The sequence below is a fragment of the Methylococcales bacterium genome (genome assembly GCA_030949405.1).
Classification (GTDB): domain Bacteria; phylum Pseudomonadota; class Gammaproteobacteria; order Methylococcales; family Methylomonadaceae; genus WTBX01.
Genome location: JAUZSN010000002.1, coordinates 2,285,330 through 2,308,167 on the forward strand (window position 1 = coordinate 2,285,330; position 22,838 = coordinate 2,308,167).

The window sequence follows — 22,838 nt, forward strand, 5'->3', positions numbered from 1 at the left end:
GAAGAAATATGTTAGAGGTTAAAAATTTATATTGTGAACGTGATGAGCGAATTTTATTCAACAAGTTACATTTTAAACTTGGAAAAGGGGAAATTTTACAAGTTGAAGGGCAAAATGGCAGTGGAAAAACAACGTTGTTACGAATATTATGTGGCTTATCGGATGCGTTTGAAGGGGATATTTTTTGGCAAAAAGAGCCTCTTGAGGAAGTCCGTGATGATTATTATCGTGCCCTGCTTTATGTGGGACATTTAACAGGGGTTAAAGCGGCCTTAACGCCTGAGGAAAATTTAGCCTGGATGATACAATTATCGGCCCATTTAAATAAGCTTACGATTTATCAGGCATTAGAAAAAGTAGGGCTTTTTGGGTTTGAAGAGGTTCCTTGTCATACCTTATCAGCAGGACAGCAGCGTCGAGTAGGTTTAGCGCGTTTATATTTGAGTTCCGCCCCATTATGGATATTAGATGAGCCTTTTACTGCGTTGGATAAAAAAGGGGTGGCCGAAAAAGAAGCGTTAATTGCCAATCATGTCAATCTTGGGGGATCGGTTATTTTAACCACCCATCATGAATTAAAAATTCCTAACCAAACGTTACGTTATCTTAATTTAGATGATGAAAAGGACTCTTCATGAATTTCTTTTGGGCCGCCATTAAACGGGATTTACGCCTTAGTTTTCGATACCGTAATGATATTGTCAACCCATTGGCCTTTTTTTTAATGGTCGCGGTTATGTTTCCACTCGGCGTGAGTCCAGAGCCTAAATTTCTCGCTGAAGTGGCCCCGGGTGTTATTTGGGTGGCGGCCTTATTAGCTAGTTTATTATCGGTCGATAGTATTTTTCGGACAGATTTTGACGACGGCTCGCTAGAACAGATGTTAGTAAGTCCGCACTCTTTAATTTTGCTGGTGTTAGCCAAAGTTTTTAGTCATTGGTTAATCAGTGGTTTTTGTTTAGCCTTAATGTCGCCGTTATTAGCCCTCATGTTATTTCTACCTGTTGAGGGGGTACTGTCTTTAGTGGTCAGTTTATTATTAGGCACCCCCACATTAAGTTTAATTGGCGCGATTGGGGCAGGTTTAACGGTTGGCTTACGTAAAGGAGGGGTGTTAATCTCACTTTTGGTTCTTCCCCTGTATATTCCCGTTTTAATTTTTGGGGCAGGGGCGGTACAAGCAGGCGCAATGGGAATGCCCGTGGACGGTTATATGGCATTTTTAGGAGCGATGCTTGTCTTGAGTGTTATGTTAGCCCCTTTTGCCATTGTGTCGGCATTGAAAATTAGTATTAGAGGCTAATTTTATAGCCTGCTTTATTTTTGTGGTACAAGGAAAGGGACTGATAATTTGGCGTGAAAAAACAGGTTTTTTCACGCGATTATAATCCACTTTATATTAAGTTTGATTATCTCAGCATTGATCTAAAACGAAAGGTTTTACAAACTTGCTCAAGACTGTTAACACTCACACCCAGATCTTCAAGATTGCCATCACTCATGGTATAAATCCAGCCATGTACTGATAACTCATGTCCATTGTTCCACGCTCTTTGTACGATGGACGTGTTACAGACATTAGCGACTTGTTCAATTACATTTAATTCGCAAAGTCGATTGACACGTTTGCTGTCATCCTTAATTGCATTGAGTTCATCATGGTGTATTCTATGCACCGTTCGGATATGACTTAGCCAATTATCAATAAGGCCATGCTCTTTTAGTTCAAGTGCCGCTATAATTCCGCCGCAGCCATAATGGCCACAAACAATAATATGCTTTATTTTTAAAACTTCAACGGCAAATTGAATAACGGATAAACAATTTAAATCAGTGGGAACGACAACATTAGCAATATTTCGATGTACGAAGAGTTCGCCGGGGCGTAACCCTGAGACTTGGTTAGAGGCTACACGACTATCAGAACACCCTATCCATAAATACTCAGGGGTTTGTTTTTTTAGATAAGTCAATGAAGTAGTTGGGGTCATCTTGCCTAATTTTATTGGCCCGCGCTTTGTTGTGTTCAAAATTTTTTTGTATATCGCCCATGCTAAATTTATTTTTTATGTTCTAAAAGAATGATTGTAGGTGATATTTTACCCTAAAATAAGGAATGATAGCGATACTAAAGTATATTTAAGTATCCCAATAAAGTCAGTCATGAGGTTATTAAAATTCGTTTAAGGGGACAATAATGAATTCAACAATCCATTTAATTAAGCGTATAATTATATTTTTCAGTATTTTTAAATGATTATAAATAAATGACTACCGTTAATACCAATAAGCTTTCTAGTGCGCGTTTTGCCCAAGCAACCGATGCTTTTGTTGAAGTTTTTACAGCGTCCGTTGATTTTGATCAACGAATGGCCTTTCAAGATATTCAAGGGTCCTTAGCTCATGCAAAAATGCTAACCAGTATTAACATTTTAAATACAAAAGAGTACAACGATATTGTTAAAGGGCTAGAACAAATTCGGGTCGAAATTGAAACGAATGAATTTGATTGGTCGGTTAAGCAAGAAGATGTTCACATGAATATTGAAGCTCGATTAACGGATTTAATTGGGATTGCAGGAAAAAAATTACACACAGGCCGCTCACGAAATGACCAAGTGGCGACCGATATACGCCTTTACTTACGTCAAGAAATTGAGGTGATACAAGGGCAGTTGAATCGTTTGCAAGTTGCCCTGTTAGATTTAGCGGAAAAGGAAGCGGCTACCATTATGCCAGGGTTTACACACTTACAAGTGGCACAACCTGTTACCTTTGGGCATCATTTAATGGCGTGGTTTGAAATGCTAACGCGTGATGTCGAACGCCTAGAGGATTGTTTAAAAAGAATTAATGTGATGCCTTTAGGGGCAGCGGCTTTAGCAGGGACTTCTTACCCCATTGATCGACAAATGACCGCTAAATTATTAGGCTTTAGTCGTCCTTCCAATAATTCATTAGATTCTGTGAGTGATCGAGATTTTGCCATTGAATTTACGGCGGCGGCCAGCTTGATTATGCTGCATTTATCACGATTTTCAGAAGAGCTGGTGTTATGGACCAGTGCGCAGTTTAATTTTATTGATATGCCTGATGCGTTTTGTACAGGTTCATCCATTATGCCTCAAAAGAAAAACCCAGATGTTCCTGAGTTAGTGCGTGGAAAATCAGGGCGGGTTACAGGCCATTTAGTTTCGTTATTGATGCTGATGAAAAGTCAGCCTTTAGCCTACAATAAAGATAATCAAGAAGACAAAGAACCTTTATTTGATACTGTGGATACACTGGTTAATTGTTTAAGAGCCTTTGCTGACATGATGCCGCATATTAGTGCAAAAAGAGATAATATGTATAAGGCCGCACAGCAAGGCTTTGCAACGGCAACCGACTTAGCGGATTACTTAGTGCGTAAAGGGATCGCTTTTCGAGATGCACATGAAGTCGTGGGGTTAGCTGTTCGTTTAGGGGTCGATACGCAACGTGATCTGGCTGAATTAACCTTGACGGAATTACAACACTTTTCAACTGAAATTAGTGCGGATGTTTTTGATATTTTAAAATTAGAAGGGTCGGTCGCCTCTCGTAAACATCTGGGAGGAACGGCACCTGATACGGTTCGAGCGGCAATAAAATTAGCACGGAAAATATTATAAGTGAGGCATCCTTCATTTAGCTCAAAAGTAGTTTACACTTTATTTTTAAAAAAGAGTGTGGCGTAAAATAGCTTTAGCTATTTTCGTGACCTCGCCAACAGCTAAAGCTATTGGACTCTGATTTAAACTGTAAACTGAAAAATGAAGGAGGCTCCATAAGTTTTGGTGGAATTTGAAATCTAGTTTCTTAGTACACGTTATTTAGACGTGTTTTTTTAATTTAAAAATAGCGAGTATCAAATGGCACTTATGGGTGGAAAGGAAGGTAAAAAATTAACCAGCAAGGAAGCGGGGGCAACCATTATTTCTAGCGGCACTAAAATGAAAGGTGATATTAGCATTACCTCTTCATTACATATTGAAGGTGAAATAGAAGGAACGATTAATTCTAATAATATAATTACTATCGGTACGAAAGGCAAAGTGAAAGGGGAGGTTTCGGCTAAAAACTTTGTCGTGAATGGTGTGTTTGAAGGATCAGTTGAAAGCGAAACAGTGGAAATCCTTTCCAAAGGTCGAATTAAAGGAACCTTGATTTATAACGAGCTGACGGTTGAAAAAGGCGGAAGTTTTGAAGGGGATTCTAAACGTAAAAACGTGCCTTCCGAAGTTAAAACAGTCGAAACCAGTAAAAGCAAGCCCGTTATTAAAGGGAATAGTCAGGTTGGCTGATATTCTAATTAAAATAAAAGAGGCACGTCAAAAAAAGTTATAAGCGGGGTAAGGTGTTAATGGGCCAGCGGGGTTTTGCAAAAATTTCTAATGATTCATGTTGTCCCGCTAATAACCGTTGATAGCCTGCGTAAGCAATCATGGCCCCGTTATCTGTACAATAGGCTAATCTTGGAAAATAGAGTTGGGCATTTTCTTTCAGAGTCATCGCGTGTAAGCTGGCACGGATTTGTTTGTTTGCACTGACTCCGCCTGCAATAACTAATCTTTTCAGACCCGTTTGCTGTAAAGCTCGGCGACACTTAATCGTGAGTGTATCAGCGGTTGCCATTTGAAAAGCATACGCAATGTTGGCTTTATCCTGCTCTGTTTTATCCGTTGAATTTAAGGTGTTCATGGTAAATGTTTTTAACCCACTAAAACTAAAGTCTAATCCAGGTCGATTGGTCATCGGGCGTGGAAATTGAAACTCAGGGCCTCCCAGTTCCGCCAATTCGGATACTTTAGGCCCGCCAGGATAGCCTAGTCCTAGCATTTTAGCCGTTTTATCAAAGGCCTCGCCTGCGGCATCATCTAAAGATTCGCCCAAAATTTCATAGTGGCCAATATCATCGACACGGACTAACATAGTATGTCCACCCGAGACGAGCAGGGCGACAAAAGGAAATTCAGGTGGGTTATCTTCTAGCATGGGGGCGAGTAAATGGCCTTCCATGTGATGTACGGCAACGGCGGGTACTTGCCATGTCCATGCTAAACTACGTGCTGTAGTGGTTCCTACTAATAACGCCCCCATTAACCCTGGCCCTGCGGTATAAGCAATACCTTTAATAGCCGCTGAGGTTAAATTAGCTTTTTTCAAACAATTCTTTATCAAGGGCGTTAAGCGACGAACATGGTCGCGTGAGGCTAATTCGGGGACAACTCCCCCGTATTCACTGTGCATTTTTACTTGGCTATATAAAAGGTCAGCGACAATCCCTTGGTCAGGATGATAAATGGCCACACCGGTTTCATCACACGAAGTTTCAATTCCTAAAACGTACATTATTTTACTTGTTTAAAATTTAGAGTATAATTAAGGGTTTATTTTTATCGCTTTGAGGAAATATCCTCGAAGTAATCGTAGATACTAACACATTCAGGTCAATATAATGCCAGCAGTTAAAGTTAAAGAGAACGAACCTTTTGATATAGCCATTCGCCGTTTTAAACGCGCTTGCGAAAAAGCAGGCGTTTTATCCGAAGTTCGTCGCCGTGAGTTTTATGAAAAACCAACGGCAGAACGTAAGCGAAAAGGGGCGGCGGCAATTAAACGTCATTTGAAAAAACTCGCTCGTGAACGTTATGCCCTTAAAAATTTACGTCGTGGTCGTCCACAGTTATAACTATAAAGGTTTGAGAAGATGGAATTATTAAAAGCGCGTATCAAGGAGGATATGAAAGCTTCAATGCGAGCAAAAAATAAAGACAGGTTGCTCGTTGTTCGTACTATTCTAGCCGCGATCAAACAGATTGAGGTGGATGAACGTATTGAACTTGATGATGAGCGGACTATCGGTGTGCTTGATAAGATGCTTAAGCAGCGTCGTGAATCTATTCGGCAGTTTAATGAAGGCGGTCGTGTCGATTTAGCAGAGGTTGAAGAGGCTGAAATCTTAGTTATTCAAGAATTTTTACCGCAAGCATTGACGGCAAGTGAAATTGAATTACTCATTAAAGAAGCGATTGCGACAACAGCAGCCACTTCAATGAAAGATATGGGTAAAGTGATGGGGCAATTAAAGCCTAAAATGCAAGGACGTGCCGATATGTCACTGGTGAGTAAAGAAATTAAAGCCGCATTAATAAACTAAACGAACATCTCGGAGGTTATCAGTCGGCCTCTGAGGTGTAAATTTTCAGGCGTTTATTGAGATTAAGCTGAATTTTTTAAAGAGGGGGGGGGTTATGGCTGGACTTATTCCACGCCACTTCATTGATGATTTGTTAGTGCGGATTGATATTGTAGAATTAATTGACTCACATCTTCCTTTAAAAAAAACAGGCAGTAACTACAGTGCCTTATGTCCCTTTCATAACGAAAAGTCCCCAAGTTTCACGGTTAATCGTAAAAAACAATTCTTTTATTGTTTTGGTTGTGGTGTGGGTGGAAATGTAATTAGTTTCTTAATGGATTACTCGAATTTAGAGTTTATTGAAGCCATTGAAGAGCTTGCCGCTTTCATCGGAATTGATGTTTCCCGTGAGCAAGGGAATTATGCCGCCCTTGAAAAGCACGATAATTTAAAAGTCCTCTATTTTTTATTGGAAAAGGTGGCTAAATTTTATGCAGTACAGTTAAAAACAAACGCCGAAGCGCAAAAGGCCGTTGATTATTTAAAATTGCGTGGCGTTAGCGGGATTGTTGCCAGAGATTTTATGCTGGGTTATGCGGTTGATGGATGGAATGAACTAAGCCAGCATTTTGAAAATACACTTTTATTTGATGTAGGGTTATTAACCAAAAAGGATAGCGGGCAAAGTTATGATCGTTTTCGTGGACGGTTAATGTTCCCTATTCGTGATAAGCGGGGACGTATTTTAGGCTTTGGGGCCAGAGTTTTAGATGATTCACTTCCTAAATATTTAAACTCACCTGAAACGGTTATTTTTTCTAAAAGCAATGAAGTGTATGGTTTGTATGAACTATTACAACAAAATTCCAAGCCTGAGCGAATTTTAATCGTTGAAGGTTATATGGATGTGATTGCGTTAGCGCAATTTGGAATTCATTATGCCGTTGCTACGTTGGGAACCGCAACGTCTAAAAAACTTTTAGATGTTTTATTTCGTTATTCCTCAGAATTAGTATTTTGTTTTGATGGTGATAAGGCAGGTATTAAAGCGGCTTGGCGAGCCGTTGAAATGGCGATGCCGTCATTAAAAGATGGGCGACAAATTAAAGTCATGTTGTTACCACAGGGTGAGGATCCTGATTCATTAATTCGTCAAGAAGGGCTTGATTCTTTTTTAAAACGTATTCTTTTGAGCCAAGTCTTATCCGAGTATTTTTTTGAACACGTAACGAACGAACTTGATTTAGCCACAATGGAAGGACGTTCAAAATTAGTGAGTACGGCTCAAACTCATTTGCAGCAATTGCCTGAAGGTGTTTTTAAACACATGATGCAATCGAAATTGCAAGGGTTATCTGAACTCCCTGAACGAGAATTGACAAAGTTTTTAGAAGTTTCTGAAAATACAGCTACACTTAAAAGGGAAACGCGTAGAGGAACGCTAAAAAAAAGTGCTAATAAATTAACGTTGACGCGATTTACCATTGCATTATTATTGCAAAACCCCCATTTAGTAGATACGCTTGTAAACAAAATACCGTATTGGGATGAATTTTATTTTCGGGGTTTAGATGTTTTGAAAAATATGGTGCGAATTATTACGGATCATAAGCCTGTCAATATGGGTGCATTAATTGAATGTTACCGAGGATCCAATGAAGAAAAAATAATTAATACGCTTGCAACTTACGAGTTGGGATTGGATATTACATCGAAAGAAATGCTAGAACAAATATTTGTAGATGGAATGAATAATCTTATAAAACAAGCGAAAGATATTGTTTTAAGTGATTTACTTTATAAAGAAAGTTGCCACAGTATCAGTATCGTGGAAAAACAAAGGTTGATGGACATGCTTAAATAAGTAGTGATCGATCGTTTTTTAATTAATTTTGTGTTATAATTTTCTGTTCAGTGCGGACTGGCTGAATTTTTGTAGGTAAATAATGAACCAAGAACAGCAACAATCTCAACTTAAACAATTAATCGCTAAAGGTAAGACGCAAGGTTATTTAACCTATGCTGAAATTAACGATCATTTACCTGGCGATATTGTTGATCCTGAACAAATAGAAGATATCATTGCAATGATTAATGATATGGGGATTCAGGTTCATGAGGTTGCACCTGATGCAGACTCTATCCTAGCAACGGATTCAGCGGTGAGTCCTGATGATGATGATGATTCGGCCGCAGCTGAAGTTGCAGCTCTTGCCTCAGTTGATAGTGAATTTGGACGAACAACAGACCCTGTTCGCATGTATATGCGTGAAATGGGTTCCGTTGAACTCTTAACACGCGAGCAAGAACTTAAAATTGCCAAACGTATTGAGAAAGGACAGCAGCAAATTATATCGGCAATTTCACGCTCCTTTACAGCCGTTGAAAGTTTTCTTAATGCGTATGATAGCCTTAAAGATGAAGATTCAGACTTAAAATTCACCGACTTAATGACAGGGTTGAGTGATTTTAATGAAGAAGATAACTCCAGTGTTGATCGTTCGCCTAAAATAAGGGATGAAGAGGAAGAAGAAGAGGATAAGGGGATTGATTTTGAGGGAATTGAACTTAAAGTTGAAGCCTTAAGAGTCGCTTTAGTCATTTCATCCGCCGCTATTGAAAAATACGGTTATGGAAGTGAAAAGGCAGAACCTTCTTTGACGGCATTAGCTTATTGCTTTTTAGAATTTAAATGGGCATTGCAATATCTTAAGAAAATGATTGCAACTATTAGCAGACATGTTATCCGTATCCGTGAACAAGAAAAGCTCATTCTGGCTATCTTTGTGGGTACCGCTCAAATGCCGCGAAAAGAATTTATTAAATCGTTTACAAATAGTGAATCTAATCCCAAATGGTTATTACCGTATTTAAAAGATAGTAGCCCTTACTTTGCAGTGATTAAGCCACAAGAAAAGCAAATTAAAAAAATTCAACTTGAATTGTTGGAAATAGAAAAAGAGCAAGGCTTATCGGTTGCTGCATTAAAAGATATTAACCGTCGTATGTCGATTGGTGAAGCGAAAGCACGGCGTGCGAAAAAAGAAATGATTGAAGCTAATTTAAGATTAGTGATTTCGATTGCAAAAAAATATACCAATCGAGGATTACAATTTTTAGATCTGATTCAAGAAGGGAATATTGGTCTAATGAAAGCGGTTGATAAGTTTGAATATCGACGAGGCTATAAATTTTCAACGTATGCAACTTGGTGGATTAGGCAGGCGATCACGCGTTCAATTGCCGATCAAGCAAGAACTATTCGTATTCCTGTTCACATGATAGAAACGATTAATAAATTAAATCGTGTGTCCCGACAAATTTTACAAGAAATGGGACGTGAAGCAACGCCTGAAGAATTGGCTGAACGGATGGAAATGCCAGAGGATAAGGTTCGTAAAGTATTAAAAATTGCTAAAGAACCAATTTCAATGGAAACCCCTATTGGTGACGATGAAGATTCACATTTAGGTGATTTTATTGAGGATGCTAAAGTTTTATCCCCTGTAGAATCCGCCACGGTAGCAGGGTTACGCGAATCGACTCAAAATATATTAAGCGGGTTAACAACACGCGAGGCAAAAGTGTTACGTATGCGTTTTGGTATTAATATGAATACTGACCATACACTCGAAGAAGTTGGAAAACAATTTGACGTGACACGTGAACGAATTCGTCAAATTGAGGCAAAAGCACTTAGAAAATTAAGACACCCTTCGCGTTCAGAACGACTCCGTTGTTTTATCGAAGGTGAATAGTCTATTTAACTGTAAAAATAAGGGCCCTTAGCTCAGTTGGTTAGAGCATCCGACTCATAATCGGCAGGTCGAAGGTTCAAGTCCTTCAGGGCCCACCATATTTATCAAAGGTCGCGTTACGCGACCTTTTTTGTATCTATCGTTTAAGCAAAAGGTACCTTTAATGAGTAATAACTATATATTTACTTCTGAATCTGTTTCGGAAGGTCATCCTGATAAAATGGCAGATCAAATTTCTGATGCGGTTGTTGATTCCCTATTAGAACAAGATCCGCAATCACGAATTGCGTGTGAAACAATGATTAAAACAGGCATGGTCATTTTAGCGGGTGAAATTACCACGAATGCTTGGGTTGACACAGAAGCATTAGTAAGAAAAGTTGTTAAAGATATTGGCTATGATGGTGAAGCAGGTTTTGATTGGGAAACGTGTGCAATTTTAAATGCAATTGGTAAACAATCAAGCGATATTTCTATGGGCGTTGATGATAGTGACGATCACGAGCAGGGAGCGGGTGATCAAGGCTTAATGTTTGGCTATGCGACCAATGAAATTGAAAACGTATTAATGCCAGCGCCTATTCATTTTGCTCATCGCTTAGTTGAACGTCAAGCGGATGTTCGTAAGCAAGGGATTTTATCTTGGTTACGTCCTGATGCAAAAAGTCAAGTGACCTTTCGTTATGAAAATCACAAACCTGTTGCCGTCGATGCTGTTGTTTTATCAACGCAGCATTCACCTGACATTAGTCAAAAAGATCTTCATGAAGCGGTTAGAGAAGTTATTATTGAACCCGTACTAAAGGACTGGTTACATAAAGATACCAAATATCATATTAACCCGACGGGTAATTTTGTCATCGGGGGCCCTGTCGGTGACTGTGGATTAACCGGTCGTAAAATTATTGTGGATACTTATGGCGGCATGGCACGTCATGGTGGGGGAGCCTTTTCGGGTAAAGATCCTTCAAAAGTTGATCGTTCTGCGGCTTATATGTGTCGTTATGTGGCTAAAAATATTGTTGCAGCAGGCATTGCTTCACGTTGTGAAGTGCAAGTTTCTTATGCGATTGGCGTAGCAGAACCGACATCAATCGCCCTTGAAACCTTCGGAACCTGTAAAATTGACGACGCTAAATTAGAACAAATTGTTCGTGATAATTTTGATTTACGTCCAAGAGGTTTAATTGCACAATTGGATCTTTTAAAACCTATCTATCAAAAAACAGCGACTTACGGACATTTTGGACGGACTGAAGAAAGTTTCAGTTGGGAAAAAACAGATAAAGCAGAACACTTAAAAGATGCCGCAGGCATTTAATTTTCTCACTTAGGAAACATAGAATGAGTAACCCAGATTATAAAATTGCCGATATTTCTCTAGCAGAATGGGGACGTAAAGAAATTAATATTGCCGAAACGGAAATGCCAGGATTAATGGCCTTACGTGAAGAATTTGGCGAATCTAAACCGTTAAAAGAGGCTCGTATTGCAGGTTGTTTGCACATGACCATCCAAACAGCGGTTTTAATTGAAACCTTGACTGCATTAGGGGCCGAAGTTCGTTGGTCTTCATGTAATATTTTTTCAACTCAAGATCATGCCGCAGCAGCTATGGCTGTTTCAGGTATTCCTGTGTTTGCTTGGAAAGGTGAAACCGAAGAAGAGGCCGCATGGTGTATTGAACAAACTATTATCGGTACAAATGATTGGCGCCCCAACATGATTTTGGATGATGGTGGTGATTTAACCGTGATGATGCACGATAAATTCCCTGAATTAATGGCCGATGTTAAAGGGTTATCTGAAGAAACCACGACAGGTGTATTGCGTCTGTATGAAATGGTGACTAACGGTTCATTGAAAGTACCTGCTTTCAACGTTAATGATTCAGTGACTAAATCTAAATTTGATAACCTTTATGGGTGTCGTGAATCATTAGTTGACGGAATCAAACGTGCTACTGATGTAATGATTGCAGGTAAAATTGCGGTTGTTTGTGGTTATGGGGATGTCGGTAAAGGCTGTGCGCAATCGTTACGCGGTTTAGGCGCAACCGTTTGGATTACTGAAATTGATCCCATTTGTGCGTTACAAGCAGCAATGGAAGGTTATCGTGTTGTCACTATGGATGACGCGGCGCCTTTAGCTAATATTATTGTAACGGCAACGGGTAATTTTGGTGTTCTAACTCATGAGCATTTAAAAGCCATGAAAGATCAAGCAATTGTCTGTAATATTGGCCATTTTGATTCTGAAATTGAAATTGCAGCCCTACGCCAATATGAGTGGGAAAATATTAAACCTCAAGTCGATCATGTCATTTTTCCTGATGGAAAACGCATTATTGTTTTAGCGGAAGGACGTTTAGTTAATTTAGGTTGTGCCACAGGGCATCCTAGTTTTGTGATGTCAAATTCATTTTGCAATCAAGTCTTAGCGCAAATTGAATTATGGGAAAATGCAGATAACTATGAAAATAAAGTTTATATTTTACCGAAAAAACTAGATGAAAAAGTAGCCCGTTTACATTTAAAACAGTTAGGTGTACAACTGACTGAATTAACTGAAAAGCAAGCAAGCTATATTAATGTTCCACTTGAAGGGCCTTACAAGCCAGAACATTATCGTTATTAATTTAATAACAAAAACCAGTTTGTAAACGGAGACCTCAAAAATTTTAAATTTTTGGGGTCTTTTTGTTTTAAAACTCAGGTTAACGATTGACTGTGCTAACTAATGGAATACCATTGGTTCCTGATGGAATGTAAACGGTTGTATGATTCGGCGATTCCGCCATTTTTAATTGAGCATTAATCGCTTCATGTTGTAAATAATTAGCGGTTAAGGTTTTATTAATAATTTCCTGTGCCGCTGCAATTCCTTTGGCCTCTTCGACTCGAATTTCAGCATCTTTAATGGCAATGGCTTTTTGAATTTCTTTTTCGGCTAATAATTGTTCAGCCACTAATTTTTTCTCTATTGCTTCCACGACAATGGGTGGATAATCAATATTTCCAACGACAACACTATGAACTTTAAAGGGAGATTTTGTTAAATAGCCTTCGAGTTTGATTTTTAGTTTTTTGGCAATAAAATCACGTTTTTGTTTAATTTCTTTGCTGGTATAGGGTTGTATAGCATTTCTAACATACGTTCTAAATGATTTTTGAACAAAACGAATATAACTATTTTCCCCGCCATAATCTTCAACTACTTTTTTAATGCTATTTTGTTCCAATGATAATACGGCATGGACCCCCACTGTGACGTTCAAATCATCTTGTGCCAAAATTTTAAATTGTTCTCTATAAGTAGTTGGTCGCATATCAATATTAATAACTTCATTTCTAAAAAAAGAAAACCCATAGTTACTAGGCCCAAGCATACTTTCTTTAAAACCACCATGACCAAAAAGTCGAGGACTTTCGTAAACATAACCTTCATGTCCTGCGGGTGTTCTAGGATTTGTACACGCCGTTATTAGCGTTAAAACAAAGAATATAAAACTTATTTTTTGCATGACGTTTTCTACGTTAGTTAATTTAAAATAAGAGTATGCATTGTTATCGCTTCAATGTAAATTAATCATCAATTATAGATATATATGATTGTTTTTCTTCATCTTAATCGAAATACCTAGTATAATGGTCGGTTGTGTTTATTATTTATACAGGACTTTAACGCGCTTATGCTTGACCTTTCTTCCCATCATTCTAACTATAAAGATGATATTTTATCAGGCTTAACAGTCGCATTAGCCCTTGTACCAGAGGCGATTGCATTTGCTTTTGTTGCGGGTGTAAACCCCTTGGTTGGACTCTATGCCGCATTTATGGTTGGATTAATAACCGCTTGTTTTGGCGGTCGTCCAGGAATGATTTCGGGAGCGACAGGGGCATTAGCGGTTGTTATGGTTGAATTAGTTGCGCATCATGGGGTTGAGTATTTATTTGCAGCGGTTGTGTTAATGGGGATTATTCAAGTCACAGCGGGACTTTTACGTTTAGGAAAATTTATTCGTATGGTCCCTCATCCTGTTATGCTTGGCTTTGTCAATGGCTTGGCTATTGTGATTTTTTTAGCGCAATTACAAAGCTTTCAAGTAAAAGATGCCAATGGTGTTATGACGTGGATAGAGGGCGAGCCGTTATATCTTTTATTAGGACTCGTTATTTTAACCATGGCTATTATCCATTTTTTACCTAAATTAACCCGTATTATTCCTTCCTCATTAGCTGCTATTTTGGTCGTCACGGGTTTAGTGATTGCATTAAAATTAGAGGTTAATACCGTAGGTGATTTAGCGTCAATCGCAGGCGGTTTGCCGACCTTTCATTTACCTGCCGTCGCCTTAAATTTAGAAACGCTTCTCATTGTGCTGCCCTATTCTTTCATTTTTGCAGCGATTGGTTTAATTGAGTCCTTATTAACCTTGCAACTGGTTGATGAAATTACTGAAACACGCGGTAAAGGTAATAAAGAGTGTGTTGCACAAGGGGCTGCAAATATTGTCACAGGTTTTTTTGGCGGTATGGGAGGCTGTGCCATGATTGGGCAAAGTATGATTAATATTAATTCAGGGGGATTTGGACGTTTATCAGGAATTTCAGCCGCTTTATTTTTACTTAGTTTTATTTTATTTGGGTCTAATTTAATTGAAATGATTCCTGTTGCCGCCTTAGTTGGGGTGATGTTTATTGTGGTGATTGGAACATTTGAATGGTCAAGTCTTAGAATTTTGAAAAAGATTCCTCGTTCAGATGCCTTTGTTATTATTCTTGTTTCGGGCGTAACAGTTGTCTCTGATTTAGCCATTGCGGTTATTATTGGCGTTATTGTTTCGGCCTTAGTCTTTGCGTGGAAAGCGGCACAGCAAATGAATGCAAAAACCTATACCAATGAGGCGGGTTTTTTAGTTTATGAGCTGCATGGGCCTTTATTTTTTGGATCAATTCATAGCTTTAATAATCTTTTTAATGCTAAAAATGATCCTGATGAGGTTATTATTGATTTTCGCTATACTCATGTTCATGATCATTCAGGTTTGGAAGCGATTGATGCTCTTGCTGAACGTTATCATAAGCAGGAGAAAAAATTACACTTAGTACACTTAAGCCCTGAGTGTTCGCAATTGTTAGGACAAGCAGGTGATATGGTCGTGGCTAATGTGAGTGAAGACCCCCATTATCATGTGGCAACAGATCGATTGGCTTAATTAACAAGTAGGGTAAGTTGGAGATGCGAGGCATTGCGTCTCCACTATTATTTGTCATTTTTTAAGGATGATGCAACCATTGTTGGGCTTGTTTATAAAAACCAGGCTTTAAATGATGAGAGTCGATATGCCATTTTTGATTACTTTTTCCCTCTTTATCCACGGTTGCTGAGTACACATCCAAAAACAGCCAGTCTTTTTGGAGTGTATGAAATTTTAAACGTTGATTGACCATCTTAATCATACTATAAAAATAATCCGTGTTATTCATTGACGTTTCAATATTTTTTATATCATTAGGGGCAGGGATACCTTGAATAATAATAGTAGACTTGTTCTTTAAGAAGAAGTTAATAGACTTGTTCTTTAAGAAGAAGTTAATATATCATGTTAAAATTCCATAGGATAGCCGCTAAAAAAGAAAATAAATCTTTTACACCTTCTTTTTTATTTCTAAACTTGTCAACTAGACATCTATATCTTTTCATTCCACCGATTACATGCTCAACAATGACTCTTTCACGACTCATCTCTTTGTTTTCTTTTTTTTGTTTTTCAGTTAATGTTGGGTTTGGATTATGCTTAGATTTATTTGGTTTTTTATGAGGAATATTTACCGAATTAGTTTTATATTCATTATTAAACCCCAAATAACCTAAATCAATAAATATATTAAAATTACTAAACCAATTTAATTCTGGATTAAATTCTTTTTAAACATTCCATAATCATGATTTTTACACGGAAAACTAACCCCAATATATAAAATTAAATGACCTAAAGAAGCTATAGTGGTATTTTTAATTGTATGCTGTTTTTTTACCACTGTAAAATTCATTTTGTTCTTCATAGTCACTAGGGCGTTGTACAGCACGCTCTGTAGCATCTATTATCAATGTTTGAACTCCGCCAAAAGCCTGCTGCATTTCTTCAGGGGTTGAAAAACTTGTTGCAGGTAAAACATTAAATATATCTAACGTCTTTATTAAAATTGGAAATAATTTGTATACATGAGTATGAGCGCATGATTTATTCATATTAAAAGAAAACCCTAAGTGATCGAAAGTAGAATAACACTTCATATAATTTAATATAAATAATAATTTGTCTGCGGGTGTTTTTAATGTGCTATCTAAACCACTACCGTATTTTCTTTCTTTATTTTCATGTTTTTCTTTTTGATCTTCAATAAGGGTCTTTTCAAATAGAGATAATAGTAAAATAAAATGTTCTGTTTTTAATCCTGTTAAAGCTCTTAACTGTCTATCATCATAAATTCTTGGTAAAATTTCTTTTATTTTCATGTTATACTTTGATTTTTATTTTTTATAGAAATTTATTATAAAGCTTATTTATTATTTTTAATAATTTAATTTAAAGTTTATTTATTAGGCTGTATCAACTGATTGTGAATGTTATCAAGTATATATAAGCAATTGATTTTAATATATTTTATTTAGAAGAACAAGTCTAATATATCATGTTAAAATTCCATAGGATAGCCGCTAAAAAAGAAAATAAATCTTTTACACCTTCTTTTTTATTTCTAAACTTGTCAACTAGGCATCTATATCTTTTCATTCCACCGATTACATGCTCAACAATGACTCTTTCACGACTCATCTCTTTGTTTTCTTTTTTTTGATTTTCTGTTAATGTTGGGTTTGGATTATGCTTAGATTTATTTGGTTTTTTATGAGGAATATTTACCGAATTAGTTTTATATTCATTATTAAACCCCAAATAACCTAAATCAATAAATATATTAAAATTACGGCTACCAACTTAAGACGGGACATCCAGTAAAATCAACTACTGCACGATTGTTGATTTTCCTCACTTTGTAAATATTGGGGATTTAAAACTGTCCCGCCTTAAGTTGGTAGCCAAAATTACTAAACCAATTTAATTCTGGATTAAATTCTTTTTTAAACATTCCATAATCATGATTTTTACCTGGAAAACTAACCCCAATATATAAAATTAAATGACCTAAAGAAGCTATAGTGGTATTTTTAATTGTATGCTGTTTTTTTTACCACTGTAAAATTCATTTTGTTCTTCATAGTCACTAGGGCGTTGTACAGCACGCTCTGTAGCATCTATTATCAATGTTTGAACTCCGCCAAAAGCCTGCTGCATTTCTTCAGGGGTTGAAAAACTTGTTGCAGGTAAAACATTAAATATATCTAACGTCTTTATTAAAATTGGAAATAATTTGTATACATGAGTATGGGCGCATGATTTATTCATATTAAAAGAAAACCCTAAGTGATCGAAAGTAGAATAGCACTTCATATAATTTAATATAAATAATAATTTGTCTGCGGGTGTTTTTAATGTGCTATCTAAACCACTACCGTATTTTCTTTCTTTATTTTCATGTTTTTCTTTTTGATCTTCAATAAGGGTCTTTTCAAATAGAGATAATAGTAAAATAAAATGTTCTGTTTTTAATCCTGTTAAAGCTCTTAACTGTCTATCATCATAAATTCTTGGTAAAATTTCTTTTATTTTCATGTTATACTTTGATTTTTATTTTTTATAGAAATTTATTATAAAGCTTATTTATTATTTTTAATAATTTAATTTAAAGTTTATTTATTAGGCTGTATCAACTGATTGTGAATGTTATCAAGTATATATAAGCAATTGATTTTAATATATTTTATTTAGAAGAACAAGTCTAGTGTTATGCCCTGATTCTTTAAGGTTAGTTTCTAGCCAATCTAAATAACCTGTTACGGTTTTTTCAATTAAAACGGTGTAACAACAGCCTTGTTTTTTTGCAGCAACCCAAATGCCTTCATCAAAGCGGCAATCAATTTCTCCGATTGTAAATAATAGGGGCGTAGGGATAGGGATAATCGTTAAATATTGTACTATTTTGTTTTTCATTGGATGAGATGATGTTTGTGCTAAATGCCACATTTTTACCCCCGGTATCCAATAAGCCTGGCAATGATAATCCTGTTGATTCACGTTCAACCTTGTGCGGTGTATAGCAAGACAGTGAGATTCACCCATAATGGCAAGAGGGGGAAACTGCTGATTCTTCCATTCTTCCATTCTTCCATTCTTCCACCAGCGTAGTAGATTATCTAAATAAGTCACGTATACTTTAGTGCTTTTAAATTTTTTGACCGCTGGTTTAGAAAAAATAGAGGAGGATTTTTGTAAATAATTAGTGGATAATGAATGATCTCCCCTTAAATAATGGTTAATAGATAATGCAAAAGCATAGCTTTCATCTGTTGGGTTTAATGTAAACGCTCTTAAATAACAGTCATTGGCATCCGTTAAACGATTTTTTTCTTGAAAAATACTGCCTAGAATGGCATGAATTTTTTCAAAATGCAGGTGATTTTTCAAAACAGTATGACAGTATGTTTCTACTTTGTTTGAAAATCCTTGTTTGATAAAAATAGCAATCAGAAGTGCGTGAGAATTTTGGTGAGAGTCATCTATTTTAAGCGCTTTAGTTGCCATGTCCTCTGCTTCAGGGTAACGTTTTAAGTGATTTAACGCCACCCCTTTATTAACAATAAAGTCTATTCTATTGGGTTCAAGAGACGTTGCTTTTTCGAAATAACTAAGGGCATCTTTCCAGTTTTCATCATCAATAACCATTCCTCCTAAGTTATTCAGTGTTTCTACTTGCTCAGGATGATGGTTTAATACGGATTGATAGATGATTTTCGCTTTTTCTAATTCACTATTTTGTTGGTAAGCCGTTGCTAAATTAACTTTCCCCGCTATATTTTCAGGGGCTAATTGAATGGCTTTTTCTAAAATGACAATGGCAGTTTGCGTTTCCTCATTAAGTCGTAACAACTCACCTAAATTAACCATAAAATTAACGTTATCTACATCATAGGAGAGTGCTTTTTGTAATGTTTTAATCGCCGTAGGAAAATTCTTATTTTCTTTATGTAAACCAGAAACAACAGGGTATAAAGGGGTTAAATGGGGTTTAACTATTAATGCTGTTTCAAAAAAAGATAAGGCTTCTTTTTTGTTACCTTCCTTTAAATAAATCTGCCCTAAAATAGCAGAGGCTTCTGCATAGTTAGGTTGTTGTTCCAATGCTTTTTGACATAACTGTTTTGCGGGTTTTATTTTATTCATCGCCAGTAAAACGGTTGCAAACAATAATGTATTTTCTGCGCTTTCACTGTCTTTGTTATAAAGTTGTGTAGCAATGTCTGACGCTTGTTGAATATGTTGTTGTCGAAGAAGTAAGCGAACTTGGTTACGTTGTACGACAGGTAAATCAGGGGCAATCGTTAATGCTTTATTTAAGGCTGTCCATGCGTCCGTCGGCTTTTTTTCTGAGTGATAACAATGGGCTAAATGTGCATAAGCCGTTGCATCATTTGGATGGTTAATTAATAGTGATTGTAATGCTTCAATCGCCTCTAAATAACGACCCTGTTCACGGAAATTAATGGCTGAGTGATAGCTATTCATTAAACTTGTCGTGGTTGTCTCTGAATGAGAGGCGAGTAATTCTGTTAATTCATCAATTTTATTTCCAGATAATCCCTTTTCTTTTCCTTGCGTTAATATTTTACTGGCTAATGCAAATTGCTGTGTTTTAATTAAGGTTTCTATATAACTTAACCAAAACTGGACTTGATTGGGATTGGTCTCTAATGCCTGTTTAAAAAGAAATAACGCCTTAGTTGTTTGATTGAGAGATAGATTTAAAATGCCTAAGTTATGATTAGCATCGGCATGAGTCGGTTGTTTTTGTAAAATAGCCTGATAAAGCTCTTTGGCTTCGGTTAATTTGCTAGCTTGATGAAAGTGAATAGCCTGTTGTAACGCTTGTTCTAAGGTAAATGTTGGCATTGAAATAATGTTTAATTATTAAATATAAAAATGATTTTCGGATAAACAGTAATTTAACCAAAATTCAATTTAGCTTCCAAATCATTACGTGAATCCGCATTGACTAAGGCTTCTTCCAAACTAATTTTATCGGATTTAAATAAATCAAAGAGGGCATCATCAAATGTTTTCATGCCCTTTGTTCCACTGGTTGCCATAGCATCTTTAATTTCATTTAATTCGCCTTTGAGAATCAGGGTTGCAATATGAGGTGTGTTAATCATATTTTCAATCGCCGCACAGCGTCCCCCCGTTTTTGTTTTAACAAGACGTTGAGAAACCACGGCATTTAAATTGCCCGCAATATCCATAAATAACTGCTTATGGCGTGATTGAGGAAACATGTTAACGATACGTTCCATCGCTTGGTTGGCATTATTGGCGTGCATCGTTGAAATACATAAATGCCCCGTATTGGCTAACTCTAATCCTGCTTCCATCGTTTCTTCATCACGAATCTCACCAATTAAAATGACATCGGGGGCTTCACGTAAAGAGGCTTTTAACGCTTTTGCATACGATGCGGTATCAACACCGACTTCTCGTTGATTAACAATCGACATGAGGTTAGGGTGAGAAAATTCAACAGGATCTTCGATTGTTAAAATATGACCTGGGGAGTTTGCATTACGATGGTTAATCATTGCGGCTAAGGTCGTTGACTTTCCTGAACCTGTTCCGCCGACCATTAATAATAACCCTCGCTTTGCCATAATTAATTCGGTTAATATCGGAGGCAAATTTAATTGTTCAGCCGTTGGAATTTCCGATGGAATTAAACGCATGACTAGACCTACGGTACGTCGCTGATAAAACGCATTGGCTCGAAAACGCGCACTGCCATCAGGCATGGCTATGGCAAAGTCTAAATCTTTGGTTCTTTCAAATTCTTCGATTTGCTCATCATTCATAAGCCCTAATGTTCCAGAACGGGTCATTTCTGGGGTTAATAAATAATTATCGAGGGGGATAGCTGTGCCTGATACTTTGGCTTTTACCTTTGACGCTACGGTTAAAAATAAATCAGACCCATCAATTTCAACCATTTTTTTAAGATAGGCTAAAACGTCTAGCTTACCTTCAGGGGCTTTTCCTAAGACTTGATAGGACTCGGATTCTTTTTCAGGTTCAGCGGGTTTTTTTTCCTCCTCCTCTTCTTCATCAGATGCTGACATACCTAAATCTAAAAAACCATCTTCATCTTCCTGATCTTCTGTTTTTTCAGGCGGTTCTTCAGCTTTAACGTCGGGTTCTTCCGATTTAACAGCCGCCTCTTCAGGGAGAACCTTAGATTCAGGTTTTTTAGGCGAAACAATCATTTCTAAGGTACTGCCTTTGATTGTTATTTTAAGATGAAAATGATGCTTATCTTCCATGATATAGGTCGATTCTAACGATTTATTTTTAATTAAATCCTGCTTTTCATCGGCGCTAATGAGCGTAAAAATAGTCTTTTGAATAACTTTATTATCCAATAAGTTTTTTCCAATATTTTTACTTTGACCTGCAATGTTTAAAAAGGGGGAGGCGTTTGTTTTAAAGGTCAAACTATCACCATTTTTTTCGATCATTAATTTTAAATAAGCACTTATATCCATATTTTTAATAGGCCCTGAGTTAGTTTAAAAAATTTAAGATTGACGGATGAAAATTTTAATTATTTTCATTCTCTTCATCCTCTTCTTCGGTTGATTCAAGTGAAAAGCCGCCATCGCCTAATCCCGCTCCCCCATCTAGTTTTATAGCGAGTCTTAACTCATTAGCCGAATCTGCATTTTTTAAAGCTTCATCTTCGCTAATTTTTCCTTCTTTAAAGAGATTAAATAAGGCGAGATCAAAGGTTTGCATCCCTAACTCTTTTGATTTGGCCATAATCGGTTTAATACCTGAAATATCACCTTTGGCAATTAAATCTTGAATAAGTGGAGTGTTAATTAAAATTTCAATGGCCGCACAACGCCCACCACTCACGGTTTTAATTAATCGTTGTGAAATAATTGCCCGTAAATTAATCGCTAAATCTTGCATTAGCTTTAATTGGGTTTCTGTTGAGAAAAAACCTAAAATACGGTCAACGGCTTGGTTTGCATTATTTGCATGAAGGGTGGCCATCGCTAAATGACCCGTTTGTGCAAATTCCATTCCAAAATTCATAATTTCTGCATCACGGATTTCACCTAATAAAATAACATCAGGGGCTTGGCGTAGCGTATTATGCAAAGCGGCTTCCCAACTTTCGGTATCAACACCGACTTCACGCTGCATGATGATGCAATTTTTATGAGGGTGAACATATTCAATCGGGTCTTCAATCGTAATGATATGGCCATAACTGTGAGCATTACGGTGGTCAATCAGGGCGGCCATTGTGGTTGATTTACCCGAACCTGTTCCGCCCACCATGACAATTAAACCATTTTTTGCCATGATAATATCTTTTAAAATAACGGGAAGGCCTAATTTATCAAAATTAGGCACTTCAGCGGCGATAACCCGCATCACCATCCCTTGACAGCCTTGTTGTACAAAAGCATTGACTCGATAGCGTCCTAATCCTCCTGGGGCAACGGCAAAATTACACTCTTGTGTTTCTTCAAATTGTTTCAATTGCTTATCATTCATTATACATTGCGTAAATGATTTAGAATCTTCGCTGGATAAAGCCTGTTTCGTGACCGGGGTCATTTTGCCTTTAATTTTCATCGCAGGGGGAAAGCCTGCGGTAATAAATAAATCTGAACCATCTTTGGTGTGCATTGCTTTCAGCAGCTTAAGCATGATTGCCATTGCCTTCTCTCTTTCCATG

22 protein-coding genes and 1 tRNA gene are annotated in these 22,838 nt (G+C 37.1%); 12 read left to right on the forward strand and 11 right to left on the reverse strand.

Annotated elements, in window-relative coordinates:
• Nucleotides 1-8: 8 nt before the first annotated feature.
• Complete coding sequence (gene ccmA / locus Q9M50_11795) at nucleotides 9-638, forward strand: cytochrome c biogenesis heme-transporting ATPase CcmA (protein ID MDQ7091294.1); 630 nt, start codon at nucleotides 9-11, stop codon at nucleotides 636-638.
• Nucleotides 635-1,303, forward strand: a complete 669-nt coding sequence (gene ccmB / locus Q9M50_11800; protein MDQ7091295.1) for a heme exporter protein CcmB — start codon at nucleotides 635-637, stop codon at nucleotides 1,301-1,303. Before ccmA ends, ccmB begins: the two co-directional genes overlap by 4 nt.
• Before the next feature lie 106 nt (nucleotides 1,304-1,409).
• On the opposite strand, the gene Q9M50_11805 is transcribed toward ccmB, so the two are convergent.
• Entirely contained in the window at nucleotides 1,410-1,991 is a 582-nt protein-coding gene (locus tag Q9M50_11805) for a carbonic anhydrase (protein ID MDQ7091296.1), read from the reverse strand.
• 276 nt (nucleotides 1,992-2,267) lie between these two features.
• On the opposite strand from Q9M50_11805, the gene argH reads away from it, so the two are divergent.
• Entirely contained in the window at nucleotides 2,268-3,653 is a 1,386-nt protein-coding gene (gene argH / locus Q9M50_11810) for an argininosuccinate lyase (GenBank protein ID MDQ7091297.1), read from the forward strand.
• Nucleotides 3,654-3,893: 240 nt separating this feature from the next.
• A complete protein-coding gene (locus tag Q9M50_11815) occupies nucleotides 3,894-4,325 on the forward strand; it encodes a polymer-forming cytoskeletal protein (GenBank protein MDQ7091298.1) in 432 nt (143 codons plus the stop codon).
• A 37-nt stretch (nucleotides 4,326-4,362) separates the two neighbouring features.
• On the opposite strand, the gene tsaD is transcribed toward Q9M50_11815, so the two are convergent.
• Nucleotides 4,363-5,373: a tRNA (adenosine(37)-N6)-threonylcarbamoyltransferase complex transferase subunit TsaD gene (gene tsaD / locus Q9M50_11820; protein ID MDQ7091299.1), complete on the reverse strand. Its 1,011-nt coding sequence runs from the start codon at nucleotides 5,371-5,373 to the stop codon at nucleotides 4,363-4,365.
• A gap of 106 nt (nucleotides 5,374-5,479) precedes the next feature.
• Between tsaD and rpsU the strand changes: the two genes are divergently transcribed.
• From rpsU to ahcY, 7 genes are all read left to right on the forward strand, one after another.
• Nucleotides 5,480-5,713 carry a 30S ribosomal protein S21 gene (gene rpsU / locus Q9M50_11825; GenBank protein ID MDQ7091300.1) on the forward strand — a complete coding sequence of 78 codons (234 nt, stop codon included), beginning with the start codon at nucleotides 5,480-5,482 and terminating at the stop codon, nucleotides 5,711-5,713.
• An 18-nt stretch (nucleotides 5,714-5,731) separates the two neighbouring features.
• Nucleotides 5,732-6,181, forward strand: coding sequence for a GatB/YqeY domain-containing protein (locus tag Q9M50_11830; GenBank protein MDQ7091301.1), 450 nt, complete (start codon nucleotides 5,732-5,734; stop codon nucleotides 6,179-6,181).
• Nucleotides 6,182-6,275: 94 nt separating this feature from the next.
• The gene (dnaG, locus tag Q9M50_11835; GenBank protein MDQ7091302.1) at nucleotides 6,276-8,027 is read left to right on the forward strand and encodes a DNA primase; all 1,752 of its coding nucleotides are present in this window, start codon (nucleotides 6,276-6,278) and stop codon (nucleotides 8,025-8,027) included.
• 82 nt (nucleotides 8,028-8,109) lie between these two features.
• Nucleotides 8,110-9,921 carry an RNA polymerase sigma factor RpoD gene (gene rpoD / locus Q9M50_11840; protein ID MDQ7091303.1) on the forward strand — a complete coding sequence of 604 codons (1,812 nt, stop codon included), beginning with the start codon at nucleotides 8,110-8,112 and terminating at the stop codon, nucleotides 9,919-9,921.
• Between the two features lie 21 nt (nucleotides 9,922-9,942).
• Nucleotides 9,943-10,019 (forward strand) — tRNA-Ile (locus tag Q9M50_11845).
• Nucleotides 10,020-10,084: 65 nt separating this feature from the next.
• Nucleotides 10,085-11,242 (forward strand): methionine adenosyltransferase, encoded by a 1,158-nt coding sequence (gene metK / locus Q9M50_11850; protein MDQ7091304.1) that lies wholly within the window; start codon nucleotides 10,085-10,087, stop codon nucleotides 11,240-11,242.
• A 23-nt stretch (nucleotides 11,243-11,265) separates the two neighbouring features.
• A complete protein-coding gene (gene ahcY / locus Q9M50_11855) occupies nucleotides 11,266-12,558 on the forward strand; it encodes an adenosylhomocysteinase (protein ID MDQ7091305.1) in 1,293 nt (430 codons plus the stop codon).
• Between the two features lie 79 nt (nucleotides 12,559-12,637).
• Here ahcY and Q9M50_11860 read toward each other — a convergent pair whose 3' ends face one another.
• Nucleotides 12,638-13,444 (reverse strand): SPFH domain-containing protein, encoded by an 807-nt coding sequence (locus tag Q9M50_11860; protein MDQ7091306.1) that lies wholly within the window; start codon nucleotides 13,442-13,444, stop codon nucleotides 12,638-12,640.
• A gap of 168 nt (nucleotides 13,445-13,612) precedes the next feature.
• Here Q9M50_11860 and Q9M50_11865 point away from each other — a divergent pair, with 168 nt between their 5' ends.
• Complete coding sequence (locus Q9M50_11865) at nucleotides 13,613-15,139, forward strand: SulP family inorganic anion transporter (protein ID MDQ7091307.1); 1,527 nt, start codon at nucleotides 13,613-13,615, stop codon at nucleotides 15,137-15,139.
• Nucleotides 15,140-15,200: 61 nt separating this feature from the next.
• Here the strand turns inward: Q9M50_11865 and Q9M50_11870 are convergent, their stop codons facing one another.
• From Q9M50_11870 to Q9M50_11905, 8 genes are all read right to left on the reverse strand, one after another.
• The gene (locus Q9M50_11870; GenBank protein ID MDQ7091308.1) at nucleotides 15,201-15,410 is read right to left on the reverse strand and encodes a hypothetical protein; all 210 of its coding nucleotides are present in this window, start codon (nucleotides 15,408-15,410) and stop codon (nucleotides 15,201-15,203) included.
• 106 nt (nucleotides 15,411-15,516) lie between these two features.
• Entirely contained in the window at nucleotides 15,517-15,789 is a 273-nt protein-coding gene (locus Q9M50_11875) for a transposase family protein (GenBank protein ID MDQ7091309.1), read from the reverse strand.
• A gap of 150 nt (nucleotides 15,790-15,939) precedes the next feature.
• Nucleotides 15,940-16,443, reverse strand: a complete 504-nt coding sequence (locus Q9M50_11880; GenBank protein ID MDQ7091310.1) for a transposase family protein — start codon at nucleotides 16,441-16,443, stop codon at nucleotides 15,940-15,942.
• A gap of 166 nt (nucleotides 16,444-16,609) precedes the next feature.
• Nucleotides 16,610-16,882 (reverse strand): transposase family protein, encoded by a 273-nt coding sequence (locus tag Q9M50_11885; protein ID MDQ7091311.1) that lies wholly within the window; start codon nucleotides 16,880-16,882, stop codon nucleotides 16,610-16,612.
• Between the two features lie 258 nt (nucleotides 16,883-17,140).
• Nucleotides 17,141-17,659 carry a transposase family protein gene (locus Q9M50_11890; GenBank protein MDQ7091312.1) on the reverse strand — a complete coding sequence of 173 codons (519 nt, stop codon included), beginning with the start codon at nucleotides 17,657-17,659 and terminating at the stop codon, nucleotides 17,141-17,143.
• Nucleotides 17,660-17,797: 138 nt separating this feature from the next.
• Nucleotides 17,798-19,993: a tetratricopeptide repeat protein gene (locus tag Q9M50_11895; GenBank protein MDQ7091313.1), complete on the reverse strand. Its 2,196-nt coding sequence runs from the start codon at nucleotides 19,991-19,993 to the stop codon at nucleotides 17,798-17,800.
• Nucleotides 19,994-20,046: 53 nt separating this feature from the next.
• A complete protein-coding gene (locus Q9M50_11900) occupies nucleotides 20,047-21,603 on the reverse strand; it encodes a PilT/PilU family type 4a pilus ATPase (GenBank protein ID MDQ7091314.1) in 1,557 nt (518 codons plus the stop codon).
• A gap of 82 nt (nucleotides 21,604-21,685) precedes the next feature.
• Nucleotides 21,686-22,837, reverse strand: coding sequence for a PilT/PilU family type 4a pilus ATPase (locus Q9M50_11905; protein ID MDQ7091315.1), 1,152 nt, complete (start codon nucleotides 22,835-22,837; stop codon nucleotides 21,686-21,688).
• Between the last annotated feature and the right edge of the window lies 1 nt (nucleotide 22,838).

Coding starts and splice junctions, on each gene's coding strand:
- Q9M50_11890 (MDQ7091312.1), bottom strand. CDS start 17,659: ATGAAAATAAAAGAAATTTTACCAAGAATTTATGATGATAGACAGTTA.
- ccmB (MDQ7091295.1), top strand. CDS start 635: ATGAATTTCTTTTGGGCCGCCATTAAACGGGATTTACGCCTTAGTTTT.
- Q9M50_11815 (MDQ7091298.1), top strand. CDS start 3,894: ATGGCACTTATGGGTGGAAAGGAAGGTAAAAAATTAACCAGCAAGGAA.
- ahcY (MDQ7091305.1), top strand. CDS start 11,266: ATGAGTAACCCAGATTATAAAATTGCCGATATTTCTCTAGCAGAATGG.
- Q9M50_11905 (MDQ7091315.1), bottom strand. CDS start 22,837: ATGGAAAGAGAGAAGGCAATGGCAATCATGCTTAAGCTGCTGAAAGCA.
- Q9M50_11830 (MDQ7091301.1), top strand. CDS start 5,732: ATGGAATTATTAAAAGCGCGTATCAAGGAGGATATGAAAGCTTCAATG.
- Q9M50_11860 (MDQ7091306.1), bottom strand. CDS start 13,444: ATGCAAAAAATAAGTTTTATATTCTTTGTTTTAACGCTAATAACGGCG.
- Q9M50_11895 (MDQ7091313.1), bottom strand. CDS start 19,993: ATGCCAACATTTACCTTAGAACAAGCGTTACAACAGGCTATTCACTTT.
- rpsU (MDQ7091300.1), top strand. CDS start 5,480: ATGCCAGCAGTTAAAGTTAAAGAGAACGAACCTTTTGATATAGCCATT.
- Q9M50_11865 (MDQ7091307.1), top strand. CDS start 13,613: ATGCTTGACCTTTCTTCCCATCATTCTAACTATAAAGATGATATTTTA.
- Q9M50_11805 (MDQ7091296.1), bottom strand. CDS start 1,991: ATGACCCCAACTACTTCATTGACTTATCTAAAAAAACAAACCCCTGAG.
- Q9M50_11900 (MDQ7091314.1), bottom strand. CDS start 21,603: ATGATCGAAAAAAATGGTGATAGTTTGACCTTTAAAACAAACGCCTCC.
- argH (MDQ7091297.1), top strand. CDS start 2,268: ATGACTACCGTTAATACCAATAAGCTTTCTAGTGCGCGTTTTGCCCAA.
- tsaD (MDQ7091299.1), bottom strand. CDS start 5,373: ATGTACGTTTTAGGAATTGAAACTTCGTGTGATGAAACCGGTGTGGCC.
- Q9M50_11870 (MDQ7091308.1), bottom strand. CDS start 15,410: ATGAATAACACGGATTATTTTTATAGTATGATTAAGATGGTCAATCAA.
- rpoD (MDQ7091303.1), top strand. CDS start 8,110: ATGAACCAAGAACAGCAACAATCTCAACTTAAACAATTAATCGCTAAA.
- ccmA (MDQ7091294.1), top strand. CDS start 9: ATGTTAGAGGTTAAAAATTTATATTGTGAACGTGATGAGCGAATTTTA.
- dnaG (MDQ7091302.1), top strand. CDS start 6,276: ATGGCTGGACTTATTCCACGCCACTTCATTGATGATTTGTTAGTGCGG.
- Q9M50_11880 (MDQ7091310.1), bottom strand. CDS start 16,443: ATGAAAATAAAAGAAATTTTACCAAGAATTTATGATGATAGACAGTTA.
- metK (MDQ7091304.1), top strand. CDS start 10,085: ATGAGTAATAACTATATATTTACTTCTGAATCTGTTTCGGAAGGTCAT.